This is a genomic window from Hylemonella sp. GW821-FHT10B10, from assembly GCF_059415585.1.
Genome location: NZ_JBWKNN010000001.1, coordinates 1587754 through 1603790, shown reverse-complemented (window position 1 = coordinate 1603790; position 16037 = coordinate 1587754). Strand labels below are relative to the sequence as shown.

Genomic DNA, 16037 nt, shown 5'->3' with positions numbered 1-16037 from the left:
CAAAGGCACGGGCGCAGCGTACAAGCTCCGGACGAATATACTTTTAAGCTCAGGCTTAGGAAACGGGTTTCTGTGAATTCATTGTTTACGGGTGGTGCGCGATGCGCGATCTGAACGCCTTGGCCACCTTCGTCGCGGTGGTGGATGCCAAGAGCTTCACCGTGGCCGCTGATCGTTGCGGGATATCCAAGGCCTTGGCGAGCCGCCATATCCAGGAACTTGAGGCGTCACTGGGCGTGAAGCTGCTCAACCGCAGCACTCGCAAGTTGGGCCTGACCCAGGCGGGCGAGCGCTTCTACGAGCGTTGCGCCCGCATTGTGGCCGACGCTGGGGACGCCGTGCGCGACGTCGAGGAGCTGTCACGTGGCTCCCATGGCTTGATCCGCATCAGCACGGCCATCACCTTCGGGCGCCTGCACCTGCTGCCGGCCGTGAGTGAGTTTCTTTTGCACAACCCCTCGATCCAGATCGATGTCACCCTTTCGGAGCGTTTTGCCGACCTGATCTCGGGCAGCGCCGATCTGGTGGTCCGCCTGGCTGAAGAGCCACGCCTGAGCAATCTGGTCGCGCGCCGGCTGGCGCCCTGCCGCTGGGTCGTGGTGGCTGCGCCGGCCTATCTGGCAGCCCATGCGACGCCGCGCACCCCGCGCGATCTGCTGAATTGCAACTGCCTGGTCTACGACAAGCCCAAGGGCAATGAATGGCGCTTTCGCGGACGTGAAGGCGAACTGACCGTCAACGTGTCGGGCAATCTGCGCGCGAACGTGGCCGAGGGCATCCTCGATGCGGCCGTGGCCGGCGTAGGCATCGCTGTCTTGCCGTCTTTCGCGGCCAGCGAGCACATCGTGGCCGGACGCCTAGTCCAGCTGTTTCCGGAGTACGCGCTGCAGGAGAGCACGCTGTATGCCGTGTTTCTGCCGGATCGACGGCTGCCGGAACGCATACGCAACTTCGTGCAGTTTCTCGCCGAGCGTTTTGCCGGCGAACCCTCCTGGGACCAGCCCCTGCTTTCCAGCGCCGCAGACTAGGGCCGCTCACTTCAGCGACCCGTGTACCGGGCCTTGATGGCCATGGCGGCCTCTTTCACCAACTGCGGACCCTGATAAATCAGGCCGGTGTAGATCTGCACCAGGTCGGCACCGGCGTCGATCTTGCTCACGGCATCTGCGGCGCTCAGGATGCCGCCCACGCCGACGATGGGATACGCCGGGCCCAGCGCAGCGCGCAGCTGGCGGATCACGCGGTTGCTCATCTCCAGCACCGGCGCGCCCGAGAGGCCACCCGTTTCCTCGGCGTGGGGCTGGCCTTGAACCGCTTCGCGGCTGAGCGTGGTGTTGGTGGCGATCACACCATCCATCTTGTGCCGCAGCAGGGTGGCCGCAATCACCTTGACCTGCTCCTCGTCCAGGTCCGGGGCGATCTTCACGAAAAGAGGCACGCGTTTACCGTGCTGCTGCGCCAGTTGTTCACGCCGGGACGCTATGGTGCCGAGCAGGGCGTCCAGGGCCTCATCACTCTGCAGCGCGCGCAGGTTCTTGGTGTTCGGGCTGGAGATGTTGATGGTGACGTAGTCGGCGTGGGGGTAAACGCCGGTCAGGCCGATCAGGTAATCATCGGTGGCACGCTCGATGGGGGTGGCGGCGTTCTTGCCAATGTTCAGGCCGAGCAGCAGGGGCGTGCCGCTGCGGCGGCGGAAGGTGGCGCGCTGCACATGGGCCAGGAAGGCGTCCAGGCCCTCGTTGTTGAACCCCATGCGATTGATCAACGCATTCGCTGCCGGCAGGCGGAACATGCGGGGCTTGGGGTTGCCGGGCTGGGCCAGCGGCGTCACGGTACCGACCTCGACGAAGCCGAAGCCCATGGCACCCAGGCCGTCAATGCAGCGGGCGTTCTTGTCCAGGCCGGCGGCCATGCCCACACGATTGGGAAACGTCAGCCCGGCCAGGGTGACGGGGTCCTCCACACGTGCCATGCTGTAGGTGCAGGCCAGGGGCGTGTTCTGGGTGCGGGCCAGCATGTTGATGGTGAGTTCATGTGCAGCTTCCGGGTCGAGGCGGAACAACATGGCACGGGAAAGCGCGTAGGGGATCAGAGACATTGGATAATTCCTGCAGTTCCTCCGATTTTCCCAGATCATCCACCCTACCTTTTCGATGCCCATGCTCACCCAAGATGAACTCAAAACCCTGGTCGGCCAGGCCGCATTGCACTACGTGGTTCCCGGCGAGATCGTCGGGGTCGGCACCGGCTCCACGGTCAACAAGTTCATCGACGCATTGGCGAGTATGAAGGGCCAGATCAGGGGCGCCGTTTCAAGCTCGGTGGCGAGCACCGAGCGGCTGCGGGCGCTGGGCATCCCGGTGTTCGATGCCAACGAAGTCGGCGAACTCTCGGTCTACATCGACGGCGCCGACGAGATCGATGGCCAAGGCAACATGATCAAGGGCGGCGGCGCGGCGCTCACACGCGAGAAGATCGTGGCGGCCCAGTCGCGCCGTTTTGTCTGCATTGCCGACGAGTCCAAGCAAGTCGCGGTGCTGGGCAAGTTCCCGCTGCCGGTCGAAGTAATTCCCATGGCGACCCAGCGCCTGGTACGCCAGTTTGCTGCCCTGGGCGGCACGGCCCGGCTGCGTCTGAAGGATGGACAGCCGCTGGTGACCGATAACGGCCAGCACATCCTGGACGTGACGGGCCTGCAGATCAGGGATCCCCTGGCTTTCGAGTCCGAGGTCAACCAGTGGCCGGGTGTGCTGACCGTGGGGGTGTTCGCGCACCAGCGTGCCCAGGTCTGCCTGCTCGGCACGGCCAGCGGCGTGAAGACCCTGATGTACTGAATGGACAAGGGGCCTCGCGAGGCCCCTTGTGGATCAGAAGACGATGCCGGTCGGATTGTCCGGCGTGGGGCCGGGAGCTGGTGCGCTGGGCGTAGGCGGGGCGGCCACTGGGCCTGCCGCCGGAGCGGGTGCGGCTTCTGCAATAGGCGCCAGTGGGCTGGCCGAAGGGTTGCGATAGCCGGAGGGCAGGCGGGAGGTCTTGGGGTAGCCTGCAGCGTCAAGGTATCCACTCCACTCGCCTTCGGAATAGCCTTTGAGGCGTTGTCCGCCGATAGTCGCAGCCGGGATCATGGCTTCCATGCCCAAGCGTTTGAGCGCCTCGACGTCTTGGGCCGTGATGATGGTCCGTTCGGTAAAGGGAATACCGCGCGAGTTCAGCAGATTGCGGGCTGCACCACAGGGCTCGCAGTTGTCGCCGGTATACAGCGTCACCGGGTAGCGGTTCATGGCCTCTCGCAGTTCGAAGGGCAATTCGCCAGCCGTGCCGCTTTGCGCCGAGCGGCCGCTTGGACTCAGGGCCGTGGCCTTCTCGCTGCTGGTGGGCGGTTTGTCGGAAAAGGTGACCCGGCCGTCCGGGCCAACGATGCGGTAGATGCCCTGGGCCGAAGCCAGGACGGGGAGCAGGGCCAGGACGGCAGCCGCAGCCAGCAGGGCTGCCTGGCGGAGTCGGTATAGGGTCTTCATGCGCCTCATTATTCCTTATGTGCTGATTTCCTAGGAGCGGGCCATGCCCTGGTGCCGCAACAGGGCGTCCAGGCTGGGCTCGCGCCCACGGAAGGCCTTGAAGGATTCGATGGCTGGACGGCTACCGCCTGCCTCCAGGATGGCCTGGCGGTATTTTCGCCCGGTTTTTACATTCGGCAAGCCCTCGTTACCCGCTGTTTCCTCGAAGGCGGCATAGGCGTCGGCGCTCAGCACCTCGGCCCACTTGTAGCTGTAGTAGCCGGCCGCGTAGCCCCCGGCAAATACGTGGCTGAAGGTGTGGGCCGTACGGCTCCAGGCTGGCGGCTGCAGTACGGCGATTTCGGCACGTACCAGGTCGAGCAGGGGCATGAAGTCCTGTTGCGGGTCGTGCTCGGTGTGCAGCAGCATGTCGAACAGGGCGAACTCGATTTGCCGCAGTGTCTGCAGGCCGCTCTGGAAGTTCTTGGCGGCGATCATCTTGTCGTAGAGCGCGCGCGGCAGGGGCTCACCGGTTTCGACATGGGACGTCATGTGCCTGAGCACGTCCCATTCCCAGCAGAAGTTCTCCATGAACTGGCTAGGCAGCTCCACCGCATCCCATTCGACGCCGCTGATGCCCGAGACATCACGTTCGTTGACCTGCGTCAGCAGGTGGTGCAGGCCATGGCCGAATTCGTGGAAGAGGGTGATGACGTCGTCGTGCGTGAGCAGCGGGGGCTTGTCTCCCACGCCGTCGGCAAAATTGCAGACCAGGTGGGCCACCGGCATCTGCAGGCGGCCGTTGTCCGGGCGCAGCCAGCGTGAGCGCACATCGTCCATCCAGGCGCCGCCGCGCTTGCCGGGGCGGGCCGGCTGGTCGAGGTAGAACTGGCCGACCAGCTGGCCGTCGCGTTCGATGCGGTAGAACTCCACTGCCGGGTGCCAGACCGGGGCCGCGTCGCGCCGGATGGAGACCTCGAACAGAGTCTCGATGATCTTGAACAGGCCCGCCAGCACGCGCGGTGCCGTGAAGTACTGCTTGACCTCCTGCTCGCTGAAGGCGTAGCGCGCTTCCTTGAGGCGCTCGGAGGCATAGGACCAGTCCCAGGGTTGCGGGTCGGTCATGCCCAGCTCGTCCCGCGCATAGGCGCGGAGGTCGGCTACGTCCTGCTCGGCGTAGGGCCGGGCCTTCTGGGCCAGATCGCGAAGGAAACGCACCACCTGCTGGGGGGACTCGGCCATCTTGGGCACGACCGAGACTTCACCGAAGTTCAGGTAACCCAGCAGCCGGGCTTCTTCCTGGCGCAGGGCCAGGATTTCGCGGATCAGCGCGCTGTTGTCAAACTTGGCGCCATCACCTTCGGCCTGGTCGGAGGCCCGCGTGGTGTAGGCGCGGTAGAGTTTGTGGCGCAGCTCGCTGCTTTTGGCGAACTGCATGACGGGCAGGTAGCAGGGCATCTTAAGCGTGAGCTTGTGGCCTTCCTTACCTTCAGTTTCGGCGGCTGCGCGCGCGGCCTGTCGCACGTCGGCTGGCACGCCTTCGAGTTCGGCTGCGCTGGCGTAATAGGACCAGGCATCGGTGGCATCGAGGGTGTTTTCGCTGAACTTCTGGCTCAGCTCGGCCTGGCGCTCCTGGATCTGGGCAAAGCGCTCCTTGGCGGCGTCACGCAGGTCGGCCCCGCCCAGCACGAAGTTGCGCAAGGCGTTCTGGTGCGCCTGACGCTGCTCTGCATTCAGGCTGGAAGGATCGATGGTCTTGTACTTGGCGTACAGGCGCTCGTCGGATCCCAGGCGGGTCCAGAACTCGGTCACCCTTGGCAGGGCCTCGTTGTAGGCGGCACGCAGCTCGGGCGTGTCGGCCACGCTGTTGAGGTGGCTGATGGCGCCCCAGGCGCGGCCCAGCTTCTCGGTGGCCACATCCAGTTCCCGAGCGATGGCCGACCAGTCGGCCGGGAAGTCCGCTGCGGTGACATGTTCCAGCGCCTTATTGGAGGTCTGCAACAAGACGTCCATGGCCGGGGCCACGTGTTCCGGACGGATACGGTCGAAGGGAGGCAGGTCGGAAGCGTCGAGGAGGGGATTGCTCATATCTTGCATTGTGCGGTCTGTGGGGCCCGATTCAAGCCATGTCCTCATTGCTTTTGCTGATGATGCCGATCAGCCTGCCATGCGTTCGGCAGCTTCCAGGGTGTTGACCAACAGCATGGTGATGGTCATGGGCCCGACGCCGCCGGGCACCGGGGTGACCCAGCCCGCCACCTGCTTCACGCCCTCGAAGTCCACGTCGCCGCAGAGCTTGCCCTCATCGTTGCGGTTCATGCCCACGTCAATCACCACGGCACCGGGTTTGACCATGTCGGCGGTCAGCACATTGCGCTTGCCCACGGCTGCGACCACCACGTCGGCCTGCAGGGTCATGGCTTTCAGATCCTTCGTGCCGCTGTGGCAGATCGTCACCGTGGCGTTCTGCTGCAGCAGCATCAGCGCCATGGGCTTGCCCACGATGTTGGAGCGCCCGATGACCACTGCATGTTTGCCCTTGAGGTCGTAGTGGATGCTTTCCAGCATCTTCATGCAGCCGTAAGGGGTGCAGGGCCAGAAACCGGGCTGCCCCACCATGAGCGCGCCCGCGCTGGCCACGTGGAAGCCATCCACGTCCTTGGCCGGGGAGATGGCCTCGATGACCTTGTGCGCGTCTATGTGTGCCGGCAGGGGCAACTGCACCAGGATGCCGTGGATGGTCGGGTCATTGTTCAGGGCTTCCACGCGCGCTAGCAACTGCGCCTCGGTCATGGAGGCTTCGTACTTCTCCAATACCGAATGCAGGCCGGCTTCGGAGCAGGCCTTGACCTTGTTGCGCACATAGACCTGGGAGGCCGGGTTGTCGCCGACCAGCACCACAGCGAGACCGGGCGTGATGCCACGCGCCTTGAGGGCGGCGGCACGTTGGGCGACGTCGCCGCGCAGTTGTTGAGAGAGGGCATTGCCGTCGATCAGGCGGGCGGAGGTCTGGGTCATGTCGTCGTCTTCGTTCAAGTAAAAACGCCCGCGGGGGCGGGCGTCGGATGCGTGCAGAGCGGGTCAGGCCTTGGCGGCTTGTCCCAGGGCGATCTTGAGCAGGTCGGCCACGGTATTGGCGTTGAGCTTTTCCATGATGTTGGCGCGGTGGGCCTCCACTGTCTTGATGCTGATGCCAAGGTCGTCGGCGATCTGCTTGTTGAGGCGGCCGGCGACGATGCGCTCGAGCACCTGGCTTTCGCGCAGGGTCAACTTGGCAAGCAGGGCGTCACGGCTGGCGGCCTGCTGGTGCACGCTGAAGGTGTCTCGGGCGCGGTCCAGCATGCGCTCGACCAGGGTCACCAGCTGGTCTTCCTTGAAGGGCTTCTGGATGAAGTCCATGGCACCCTTTTTCATGGTGTCCACCGCCATGGGTACGTCGCCGTGGCCGGTGATGAAGACGATGGGCAGGGGGGAATGGCTTTCGAGCAGGCGGTTCTGCAGTTCCAGCCCGGTCATGCCTTCCATGCGGATGTCGACGATGAGGCAGGCAACCTCACGGGGGTCGTAGCGGTTCAGGAAGGACTCGGCAGAGTCGAAGCAACGTACCCGGTAGTCCTTGCCCTCGAGCAGCCATTGCAGCGAGTCGCGCACGGCCTCGTCGTCGTCGACCACATAGACCGTGCCTTTTTTCGGAATCAGACTCATGCTCTAACCTGAGATTTTCTCTGCTTGCAGTTGTGAGGCGGCTGACGCAGCCGTTTGTCCGTCCGCAGGCAGCCAGAAGGTGAAGCGGCAGCCTGTGACTTCGGAGCCATTGTAGAGGTTCTCGGCCTTCATCCGGCCCTGGTGTGACTCGACGATGGAACGGCACAGGGACAGGCCGATGCCCATGCCCTCGGCCTTGGTCGTGTGGAAGGCCTCGTACAGGCGGGCCATGACCTCTGGGGCAATGCCGCGGCCGGTGTCTGTCACGGTGAACTCGACGACCGGCTTGCCCTCCACGAGGGCGGGCAGCACGTGCAGCTCTACACGGCGCTGCTGGGGCGGGCGCTGGGCATGGACAATGGATTCAGCCGCGTTCTTGAGCAGGTTGACCAGCACCTGCTCGATCAGGATGGGGTCGACCAGCACAGGGGGTAGGTCGGCCATGAAGTAGCTCAGACGCACGTTGTAGCGCCGCAGCTCGATCTCGGCCAGCTCCACCGCTTCGTTGACCATGACCGTGATCTCGGAGAGCGTTCGGTTGGGTTCGCTGCGCTTCACGAAGGAACGGATGCGCTGGATGATCTGGCCGGCGCGCTGGGCCTGCTTGGCAGTTTTTTCCAATGCGCCCAGCAGGTCCTCCTCGGAAATCTGCTGGGCCTTGATGCGCGAGACCATGCCGTTGCAGTAGTTGTTGATGGCGGTCAGAGGCTGGTTGAGCTCGTGCGCGACGCTGGAGGCCATCTCGCCCATGGTGATCAGGCGGCTGGCAGTCTGTGCGCGCTCGGCCTGGGCGGCGGACTGGGCCTCGGCCAGGCGGCGCGGCGTGATGTCGGTGGCGATGACCATCTGCGCCAGGCGGCCATCCACCCAGGTCAGGTAACGAGTGCGCACCTCCAGCCACTTGTCGAGTTCCTCCACATAGACTTCGGCGTTTTCGACCTCGGCATCGGGCAGGGCGCTGGTGGGCATGCCCATCAGGCCGTCCACGCTGTCGTGGCTGTCCTCGCTGCTCACACGGGCCGGCATGCCAGCCTGGGTGGAAAGGCGCACATGGCCGCTGCTGTGTTCGTGGAACCAGAGCCGGTAGAGCTTGTTGGCGAACAGCAGTTCGTCTGTGCCCAGCGGTGCCACCGACACCGAGGCGTCCAGGGCCTCCAGTACGGTGGTGAATCGCTCGTAGGAGGCATAGAGCTGCTCGCGCACGCGGTTGGGCTCGGTGATGTCGGTCATCGAGGTCATCCAGCCAGTCTGCAGGCCGCGCGCGTCGATCAGCGGCGAGACGTAGATGCGGGCATCGAACAGGGTGCCGTCCTTGCGCTTGACGCGCACCTGGAAGCCCCCCGGGGTCACACGGCCGGTCAACTCGTCTTCCAGCCGTCCCATCAGCATGTCGCGGTCTTCCTCGGGCCAATAGGGGAAGGGGGCGGTACAGCCAACCAGCTCGCGTTCGCTCCAGCCCGTCATCTGGCAGAAGGCGGCGTTGACATAGGTGATGCGGCCCTGCAGGTCCAGCGCGCGCATGCCGGTGGGCATAGAGTTCTCCATGGCGCGGCGGAAATTGGTCTCCAGCACCAGGGCCTGCTGGGCCTGCATGCGTCGGCGCGTGTGGCGCCAGTTGGCGATCAGCATCCAGGCGGTCATCGCGCTGAGCGTGCCCACCAGCCAGAACAGGCCGCTGCCGATCACACCCAGCGAGGCGCGGTAGGCCTGGGCGTGCAGCACCAGGCCATTGCCCACGGGCGAGACCGGGACCTCGTATTCGTTCGCGCTGGCGGCCCAGCCCAGCCACTGGCCTGCCCGGTTGCGTTTGGGCGCGCTGCTGCCGGCCAGTACTTCGCCGCGTGAGTCTCGCAGCGAGACGGCGTAGCGGGCCGAGACTTCCGAGGGGACGCCATAGCGGTAGAGCGTGTCCAGCGAGTATTCGGCCAACAGCACACCGCTGAAGCGGGTGCGGCTTTGCAGGGGCAGGTGCAGCTCCAATAGAGAGGTGCCGTCTGGCGTGGCGCTGCGCTGCACGTAGATGGGCTGGCGCAGTTCCCGCGCCAGGGCAAAGGCGTTCTCTGTTTCGCTGGGTTTTTCCGGCAACGCACTGGTACGGCCGGGGCTATTGGCCAAGCTGTGGGCCACGCCGGGATTGCCCTGGGCTGCGCGCAGGCGGCGGCGTTCGTCAAGCCAACTCAGGCCTTGCAGCTCGGGGTACTGGTGCAGCAGTACGTTGGCGCGGTTGCGGAACTGCTCGGTATCGACCTCCTGGCCGGAGATTTCCTGGGCCAGGCGCACCAGTTCCTCCTGACGTTCCAGCAGGCGCAGGCGCATACGCTGCTGTGCGTATTCCACGTCACGGCGTACCGCCTCCTGTTCGCGTTCCATTTCCTCGAGTCGCAGGTAACCGAAGGCGGCCACGATGGCGGCGAGAAATAGCAGAACGGCCAGCAGTGGCGCCAACATGGCGTAGCGGTCCTGGCGATGTGGGGACTGCCGCCGCCACCACTGCTGCAGGCGGAGCAGCGCGGGGAGTTCGCGCAGTCTAGGCAGCAGTGTGCTCAATCGTATGTCCATGTCTAGCTAGTGTATTCCGTATGACTTTCTTGGGTTTGTTTGAAATTCATAATATGAAATAGATAAGCACGCCTTGAAATTGGCGAAAAATTATGAGAAACTCCGGGATCGTTCTACATTGACTGAAGAACTTGTCTGCGCACAAGTTCCATGCTTAAAACCAAGAGGAGACACGCATGTCAGCCCTGCCCCAGAACCTGTCTGGACTCAACGCCGAAGACCTAGACAGCCAGGAAACCCTTGAGTGGAAGCACGCGCTGGAAGCCGTGATCGAGCAGGAGGGTCCCGAACGCGCCCATTACCTGCTGGAGCAATTGCTGGAGCATGCGCGCGAGCACAGCATCGACATGCCTTTCTCGGCCACCACCGGCTACGTCAACAGCATCGAGCCGGATCAGGAGGCGCACAGCCCCGGCAACCTGGACCTGGAAGGCCGTCTGCGCGCCTATATGCGCTGGAACGCCATGGCCATGGTGGTCAAGTCCAATCGCCTGGATCCGATCGACGGCGGTGACCTGGGTGGCCACATCAGCTCCTTCCAATCGCTGGCCCACATGTTCGCGGCCGGTTTCAATCACTTCTGGCACGCTGACAACACCGATGAAGGTGGTACCCACGGCGGCGACCTGCTCTACATCCAGGGGCATTCCTCGCCCGGCATCTACGCCCGTGCCTACCTGGAAGGCCGCATCAGCGAAGAGCAGATGCTGAACTTCCGCCAGGAAGTCGACGGCAAGGGTCTGCCCAGCTACCCGCACCCCAAGCTGATGCCAGGTTTCTGGCAGTTCCCCACGGTCTCGATGGGCCTGGGGCCCATCATGTCGATCTACCAGGCGCGTTTCCTCAAGTACCTGCATGCCCGTGGCATTGCCGACACGTCGCAGCGCAAGGTATGGGTCTTCTGTGGTGACGGCGAGATGGACGAACCGGAAAGCCTGGGCGCCATCGGCCTGGCCGCGCGTGAGAAGCTGGACAACCTGGTCTTCGTGGTGAATTGCAACCTGCAACGTCTGGACGGCCCGGTGCGCGGCAACGGCAAGATCATCCAGGAACTCGAGGGTGAGTTCCGTGGCGCCGGCTGGAACGTGATCAAGCTGATCTGGGGCCGCGAATGGGATGGCCTGCTGGCGCGCGACAAGGACGGCGCCTTGCGCAAGCTCATGATGGACACGCTGGACGGCGACTACCAGGCGTTCAAGGCCAATGACGGTGCATTCGTGCGCAAGAATTTCTTCGGCCGCGATCCACGCACGGCGGAGATGGTGGCCAAGATGAGCGATGAGGACGTATGGGGCCTGCGCCGCGGCGGGCACGACGCGCAGAAGGTCTACGCGGCCTTCCACAAGGCCCACAACACCCAGGGCGGCCCCACCGTGTTGCTGGTCAAGACCGTCAAGGGCTGGGGCATGGGCAAGGCCGGAGAGGGCAAGAACACCGCGCACCAGACCAAGAAGCTCGGCGACGAAGACATCCGCTACATGCGCGATCGTTTCAACATCCCGATCCCCGACAGCGAACTGTCCAAGATTCCCTTCTACAAGCCGGCCGACGACACGCCGGAGATGAAGTACCTGCACGAGCGCCGCAAGGCCCTGGGCGGCTACCTGCCCAAGCGCCGCGCACGCTCCAGCGAGAGCTTCACTGTGCCTTCCCTGGAGACCTTCAAGGCGGTGCTGGAGCCCACGGCCGAGGGGCGCGAGATCTCCACCACCCAGGCCTATGTGCGTTTCCTCACGCAGTTGCTGCGCGACCAGGCCCTGGGCCCGCGTGTGGTGCCCATCCTGGTGGACGAGGCTCGTACCTTCGGCATGGAAGGTCTGTTCCGCCAGATCGGCATCTACAACCCGGAAGGCCAGAAGTACACCCCGGTCGACAAGGAGCAGGTCAGCTACTACAAGGAAGACAAGTCCGGCCAGATCCTGCAGGAAGGCATCAATGAAGCGGGCGGCATCAGCAGCTGGATCGCGGCGGCGACCTCGTATTCGACGAGCAACCGCATCATGATCCCTTTCTACATCTACTACTCGATGTTCGGCCTACAGCGCGTGGGCGACCTGGCCTGGGCAGCCGGCGACATGCAGGCACGCGGTTTCCTGCTGGGCGGCACTTCCGGGCGTACCACGCTCAACGGCGAAGGCCTGCAGCACGAGGACGGTCACAGCCAGGTCCTGGCCAGCACCATTCCCAACTGCGTGAGCTACGACCCGACCTTCGCGCACGAAGTGGGCATCATCCTGCACCATGGCTTGAAGCGCATGGTGGAGAAGCAGGACAACGTCTTCTTCTACATCACGCTGCTCAACGAGAACTACGCCATGCCCGGGCTCAAGGCCGGGACCGAAGAGCAGATCATCAAGGGCATGTACCTGCTGCAGGAAGCCAAGGCGGCCAAGAAGGCCCCTCAGGTCAATCTGCTGGGTTCGGGCTCGATCCTGCGCGAGTCCATGTTCGCCAAGGAACTGCTGGAAAAAGAGTGGGGCGTGGCTGCCAATGTCTGGAGCTGCCCGAGCTTCAATGAATTGGCCCGCGACGGCCAGGACGTCGAGCGCTGGAACCTGCTGCACCCGACCGAAAAGCAGCGCGTGCCCTTCGTCACGCAGCAACTCGAGCCCCACGCCGGCCCGGTGATCGCCTCGACCGACTACATCAAGAACTTCAGCGACCAGATCCGCCCCTTCATTCCCAAGGGCCGGACCTACAAGGTGCTGGGGACCGATGGTTTCGGCCGCAGCGATTTCCGCAGCAAGCTGCGCGAGCACTTCGAAGTCAACCGCCACTACATCGTGGTCGCCGCGCTCAAGGCCCTCGCCGAAGAGGGCGTGATGCCGATGGAGAAGGTGGCCGAGGCCATCGCCAAGTACAAGATCAAGACTGACAAGATCAATCCGCTTTACGCTTAAAGCGGGTTGATCTTGCGGCGAAGACTCATATCGCGCAGCGATGTGATGTCGTAGCCACAAAGTCCCGCTTCCAAGAACAGGAAGAACAAACATGGCTATCGTAGAAATCAAGGTCCCCGACATCGGCGACTTCGACTCCGTTGCGGTGATCGAATTGCTGGTCAAGCCTGGCGACACCGTCAAGGCCGAGCAGTCGCTCATCACCGTCGAGTCCGACAAGGCCTCGATGGAAATCCCCTCCAGCCACGCCGGTGTGGTCAAGGAGCTCAAGGTCAAGCTGGGCGACAAGGTCGCGCAAGGCTCGGTCGTGCTGACGCTGGATGCGGCCGACGCCGGCGCCAGCGCGGTGCCCGCGGTGGCAACAGCCCCAGTTGCTTCTGCGGCAGCCACGCCCGCTGCGGTACCGGCAGCCGCCAAACCTGCGGCGGCGCCCGCCGCCGTTGCGTCGGTGGCTGTTCCTGCCCATGATCCGATGGCCCCCAAGGGCCAGCTGCCCCATGCCAGCCCTTCGGTACGCAAGTTCGCGCGCGAACTCGGCGTGCCGCTGGAAGAGGTCAAGGGCAGCGGTCCCAAGGGGCGTATCGTCGACCAAGACGTCAAGAACTTCACCCGATCCGTGATGAGCGGTGCCGCACGCACCCAAGCCATGGGCTCAGCCTCCGGTGGCGGCGATGGCGCCGGCCTGGGCCTCCTGCCCTGGCCCAAGGTGGACTTCGCCAAGTTCGGCCCCATCGAGCGCAAGGAACTCTCGCGCATCAAGAAGATCAGCGGCGCCAACCTGCACCGCAACTGGGTGATGATTCCGCACGTCACCAGCTACGAGGATGCCGACATCACCGAGTTGGAAGCACTGCGCGTGCAGGTCAACAAGGAGAATGAAAAGGCAGGCATCAAGGTCACGATGCTCGCTTTTGTCATCAAGGCGGCGGTGGCCGCGCTCAAGAAATTCCCCGAGTTCAATGCCAGCCTCGATGGTGATCAGCTGGTCCTGAAGAACTACTGGAACATCGGCTTTGCAGCGGATACGCCCAACGGCCTGGTGGTTCCGGTGCTCAAGAACGCTGACCAGAAGGGCCTGCTCGAGATTTCTGCCGAGATGGCCGAACTGTCCAAGAAGGCACGCGAGGGCAAGCTCGGCGGGGCCGACATGCAGGGCGGCACTTTCTCGATCTCCTCGCTGGGTGGTATCGGTACCACCTACTTCACGCCGCTGATCAATGCGCCGGAAGTGGCGATCCTGGGCCTGTCGAAGAACACGATGAAGCCGGTCTGGGATGGCAAGGCCTTCCAGCCGCGCCTGATCCTGCCGCTTTCGCTGTCGTATGACCACCGTGTGATCGATGGCGCGGCGGGTGCACGTTTTAATGCCTACCTGAGCCAGGTCCTCGGCGATCTCCGCCGGGTGATGCTGTAAGGAAATTCCATGGCACTCATTGAAATCAAGGTTCCGGACATTGGCGACTTCGAGTCGGTGTCGGTCATCGAACTGCTGGTCAAGGCCGGCGACACCATCAAGCCAGAGCAAAGCCTGATCACCGTGGAGAGCGACAAGGCTTCCATGGAGATCCCGGCCAGCCAGGGCGGTGTGGTCAAGGAGCTCAAGGTCAAGCTCGGCGACAAGGTCAAAGAGGGTAGCGTCGTGCTTCTGCTCGAAGCGTCTGGGGCCGCCGCCGTGTCGGTTGCCGCTCCCGCACCTGCTGCGACCCCGGCCGCAGCCGCTCCCAAGGCCGCTGCACCGGCGCCAGCCGCTGCCAGTTTCAGCGGCAGCGCCGATCTTGAATGCGATGTGCTCGTGCTCGGTGCCGGCCCCGGTGGCTATTCGGCGGCCTTCCGTGCGGCCGATCTCGGACTCAAGGTTGTGCTGGTCGAGCGCTATGCCACCCTGGGCGGCGTCTGCCTGAACGTAGGCTGCATTCCGTCCAAGGCGCTGCTTCATGTGGCCTCTGTGATGGACGAGGTCAGCCACATGAGTGCTTTGGGTGTGGACTTCGGCAAGCCCGTGGTCAATATCGACAAGCTGCGCGGGCACAAGGAGAAGGTGATCGGCAAGCTCACCGGCGGCTTGAACGCCATGGCCAAGATGCGCAAGGTCACGGTCGTGCGCGGCTACGGTGCTTTCGTGGGTGCCAACCATGTCGAAGTGGAAGAGACTTCCGGCACGGCCCAGGACAAGACCGGCAAGAAACAGGTCATCGCCTTCAAGAGCGCCATCATTGCCGCCGGTTCGCAGGCGGTGCGCCTGCCTTTCATGCCCGAGGATCCGCGCGTGGTGGACAGTACCGGCGCGCTGGCGCTGAAAGAAGTGCCCAAGCGCATGCTGATCCTGGGTGGCGGCATCATCGGTCTGGAAATGGGCACGGTCTACAGCACGCTGGGCGCCCGCCTGGACGTGGTGGAAATGCTGGATGGCCTGATGCAGGGCGCCGATCGCGATCTGGTCAAGGTCTGGCAAAAAATGAACGCCCCGCGTTTCGACAACATCATGCTCAAGACCAAGACGGTCGGGGCCAAGGCCACACCCAAGGGTATCGAGGTGACGTTTGAGGGGGAGGGCGCTCCGGCGCCCCAGACCTACGACCTGGTGCTGCAGGCGGTTGGCCGCAGCCCCAACGGCAAGAAGATCGCGGCAGACAAGGCCGGTGTCTCGGTGACCGACCGTGGTTTCATTCCGGTCGACATCCAGATGCGCACGAACGTGCCGCACATCTTCGCCATCGGTGACATCGTGGGCCAGCCCATGCTGGCGCACAAGGCGGTGCACGAGGCCCATGTGGCTGCTGAAGTCATTGCTGGTGAACTGCAGGGGAACAAGGAGCTGGCGTCAGCCGCCTTCAACGCCCGTGTGATCCCCAGCGTGGCCTACACCGATCCCGAAGTGGCCTGGGTGGGCCTGACCGAAGACCAGGCCAAGGCTCAGGGGGTCAAGGTCAAGAAGGGTCTGTTCCCCTGGACGGCCTCGGGCCGTGCCATTGCCAACGGCCGAGACGAAGGCTTCACCAAGCTGCTGTTCGACGAGGAGACGCATCGCATTGTCGGCGGCGGCATCGTGGGCACACACGCGGGCGACATGATCGGCGAGATCGCGCTGGCCATCGAAATGGGCGCCGACGCGGTGGACATCGGCAAGACCATTCACCCGCACCCCACGCTGGGCGAAAGCATCGGCCTTGCGGCCGAGGTGGCGCACGGTTCCTGTACCGACGTGCCGCCGGCACGCAAGTAGGCGCAAGGCCGGGACATGACAAGGGCCTCGCCATATGGCGAGGCCCTTGTCATTGGGACACCGCCATCGACAGCAAAGATGATGCATTCCAGACTGCAGCGTATGTAACGACACGAAACATGGAGGGCATGCCCGACCTCTACAATGAAACGA

General features: G+C 63.9%; 10 protein-coding genes and 1 pseudogene. 5 read left to right on the top strand and 6 right to left on the bottom strand.

The genetic code is table 11. The annotated features are described in order from the left end of the window. The first annotated feature begins 101 nt into the window (after positions 1–101). Complete coding sequence (locus tag AC07NT_RS07830) at positions 102–1028, top strand: LysR substrate-binding domain-containing protein (RefSeq protein WP_498597037.1); 927 nt, start codon at positions 102–104, stop codon at positions 1026–1028. Positions 1029–1039: 11 nt separating this feature from the next. On the opposite strand, the gene AC07NT_RS07825 is transcribed toward AC07NT_RS07830, so the two are convergent. Further along, a complete protein-coding gene (locus AC07NT_RS07825; RefSeq protein WP_498597038.1) occupies positions 1040–2098 on the bottom strand; it encodes a quinone-dependent dihydroorotate dehydrogenase in 1059 nt (352 codons plus the stop codon). Positions 2099–2153: 55 nt separating this feature from the next. On the opposite strand from AC07NT_RS07825, the gene rpiA reads away from it, so the two are divergent. Then, on the top strand, positions 2154–2834 hold the full coding sequence (rpiA, locus tag AC07NT_RS07820; protein ID WP_498597039.1) for a ribose-5-phosphate isomerase RpiA: 681 nt from the start codon (positions 2154–2156) through the stop codon (positions 2832–2834). 33 nt (positions 2835–2867) lie between these two features. On the opposite strand, the gene AC07NT_RS07815 is transcribed toward rpiA, so the two are convergent. The 5 genes from AC07NT_RS07815 to AC07NT_RS07795 all read right to left on the bottom strand — a co-directional run bounded on the left by AC07NT_RS07815 (position 2868) and on the right by AC07NT_RS07795 (position 9761). Next, entirely contained in the window at positions 2868–3518 is a 651-nt protein-coding gene (locus AC07NT_RS07815) for a glutaredoxin family protein (protein ID WP_498597040.1), read from the bottom strand. 30 nt (positions 3519–3548) lie between these two features. Further along, entirely contained in the window at positions 3549–5585 is a 2037-nt protein-coding gene (locus tag AC07NT_RS07810) for a M3 family metallopeptidase (RefSeq protein ID WP_498597041.1), read from the bottom strand. 69 nt (positions 5586–5654) lie between these two features. After that, positions 5655–6515: a bifunctional methylenetetrahydrofolate dehydrogenase/methenyltetrahydrofolate cyclohydrolase FolD gene (gene folD, locus AC07NT_RS07805; protein WP_498597042.1), complete on the bottom strand. Its 861-nt coding sequence runs from the start codon at positions 6513–6515 to the stop codon at positions 5655–5657. A 63-nt stretch (positions 6516–6578) separates the two neighbouring features. Further along, positions 6579–7202 carry a response regulator transcription factor gene (locus tag AC07NT_RS07800; protein WP_498597043.1) on the bottom strand — a complete coding sequence of 208 codons (624 nt, stop codon included), beginning with the start codon at positions 7200–7202 and terminating at the stop codon, positions 6579–6581. Positions 7203–7205: 3 nt separating this feature from the next. Continuing rightward, positions 7206–9761, bottom strand: coding sequence for a PAS domain-containing sensor histidine kinase (locus AC07NT_RS07795; RefSeq protein ID WP_498612035.1), 2556 nt, complete (start codon positions 9759–9761; stop codon positions 7206–7208). A gap of 176 nt (positions 9762–9937) precedes the next feature. Here AC07NT_RS07795 and aceE point away from each other — a divergent pair, with 176 nt between their 5' ends. From aceE to lpdA, 3 genes and pseudogenes are all read left to right on the top strand, one after another. After that, positions 9938–12661, top strand: coding sequence for a pyruvate dehydrogenase (acetyl-transferring), homodimeric type (gene aceE, locus AC07NT_RS07790; RefSeq protein WP_498597045.1), 2724 nt, complete (start codon positions 9938–9940; stop codon positions 12659–12661). An 82-nt stretch (positions 12662–12743) separates the two neighbouring features. Continuing rightward, positions 12744–14075, top strand: a pseudogene (gene aceF, locus AC07NT_RS07785) (dihydrolipoyllysine-residue acetyltransferase); the annotation flags it as partial. Positions 14076–14084: 9 nt separating this feature from the next. Continuing rightward, positions 14085–15884 carry a dihydrolipoyl dehydrogenase gene (gene lpdA / locus AC07NT_RS07780; protein ID WP_498597046.1) on the top strand — a complete coding sequence of 600 codons (1800 nt, stop codon included), beginning with the start codon at positions 14085–14087 and terminating at the stop codon, positions 15882–15884. Positions 15885–16037: the final 153 nt, after the last annotated feature.

Coding starts and splice junctions, on each gene's coding strand:
- AC07NT_RS07830 (WP_498597037.1), top strand. CDS start 102: ATGCGCGATCTGAACGCCTTGGCCACCTTCGTCGCGGTGGTGGATGCC.
- AC07NT_RS07825 (WP_498597038.1), bottom strand. CDS start 2,098: ATGTCTCTGATCCCCTACGCGCTTTCCCGTGCCATGTTGTTCCGCCTC.
- rpiA (WP_498597039.1), top strand. CDS start 2,154: ATGCCCATGCTCACCCAAGATGAACTCAAAACCCTGGTCGGCCAGGCC.
- AC07NT_RS07815 (WP_498597040.1), bottom strand. CDS start 3,518: ATGAAGACCCTATACCGACTCCGCCAGGCAGCCCTGCTGGCTGCGGCT.
- AC07NT_RS07810 (WP_498597041.1), bottom strand. CDS start 5,585: ATGAGCAATCCCCTCCTCGACGCTTCCGACCTGCCTCCCTTCGACCGT.
- folD (WP_498597042.1), bottom strand. CDS start 6,515: ATGACCCAGACCTCCGCCCGCCTGATCGACGGCAATGCCCTCTCTCAA.
- AC07NT_RS07800 (WP_498597043.1), bottom strand. CDS start 7,202: ATGAGTCTGATTCCGAAAAAAGGCACGGTCTATGTGGTCGACGACGAC.
- AC07NT_RS07795 (WP_498612035.1), bottom strand. CDS start 9,761: ATGGACATACGATTGAGCACACTGCTGCCTAGACTGCGCGAACTCCCC.
- aceE (WP_498597045.1), top strand. CDS start 9,938: ATGTCAGCCCTGCCCCAGAACCTGTCTGGACTCAACGCCGAAGACCTA.
- lpdA (WP_498597046.1), top strand. CDS start 14,085: ATGGCACTCATTGAAATCAAGGTTCCGGACATTGGCGACTTCGAGTCG.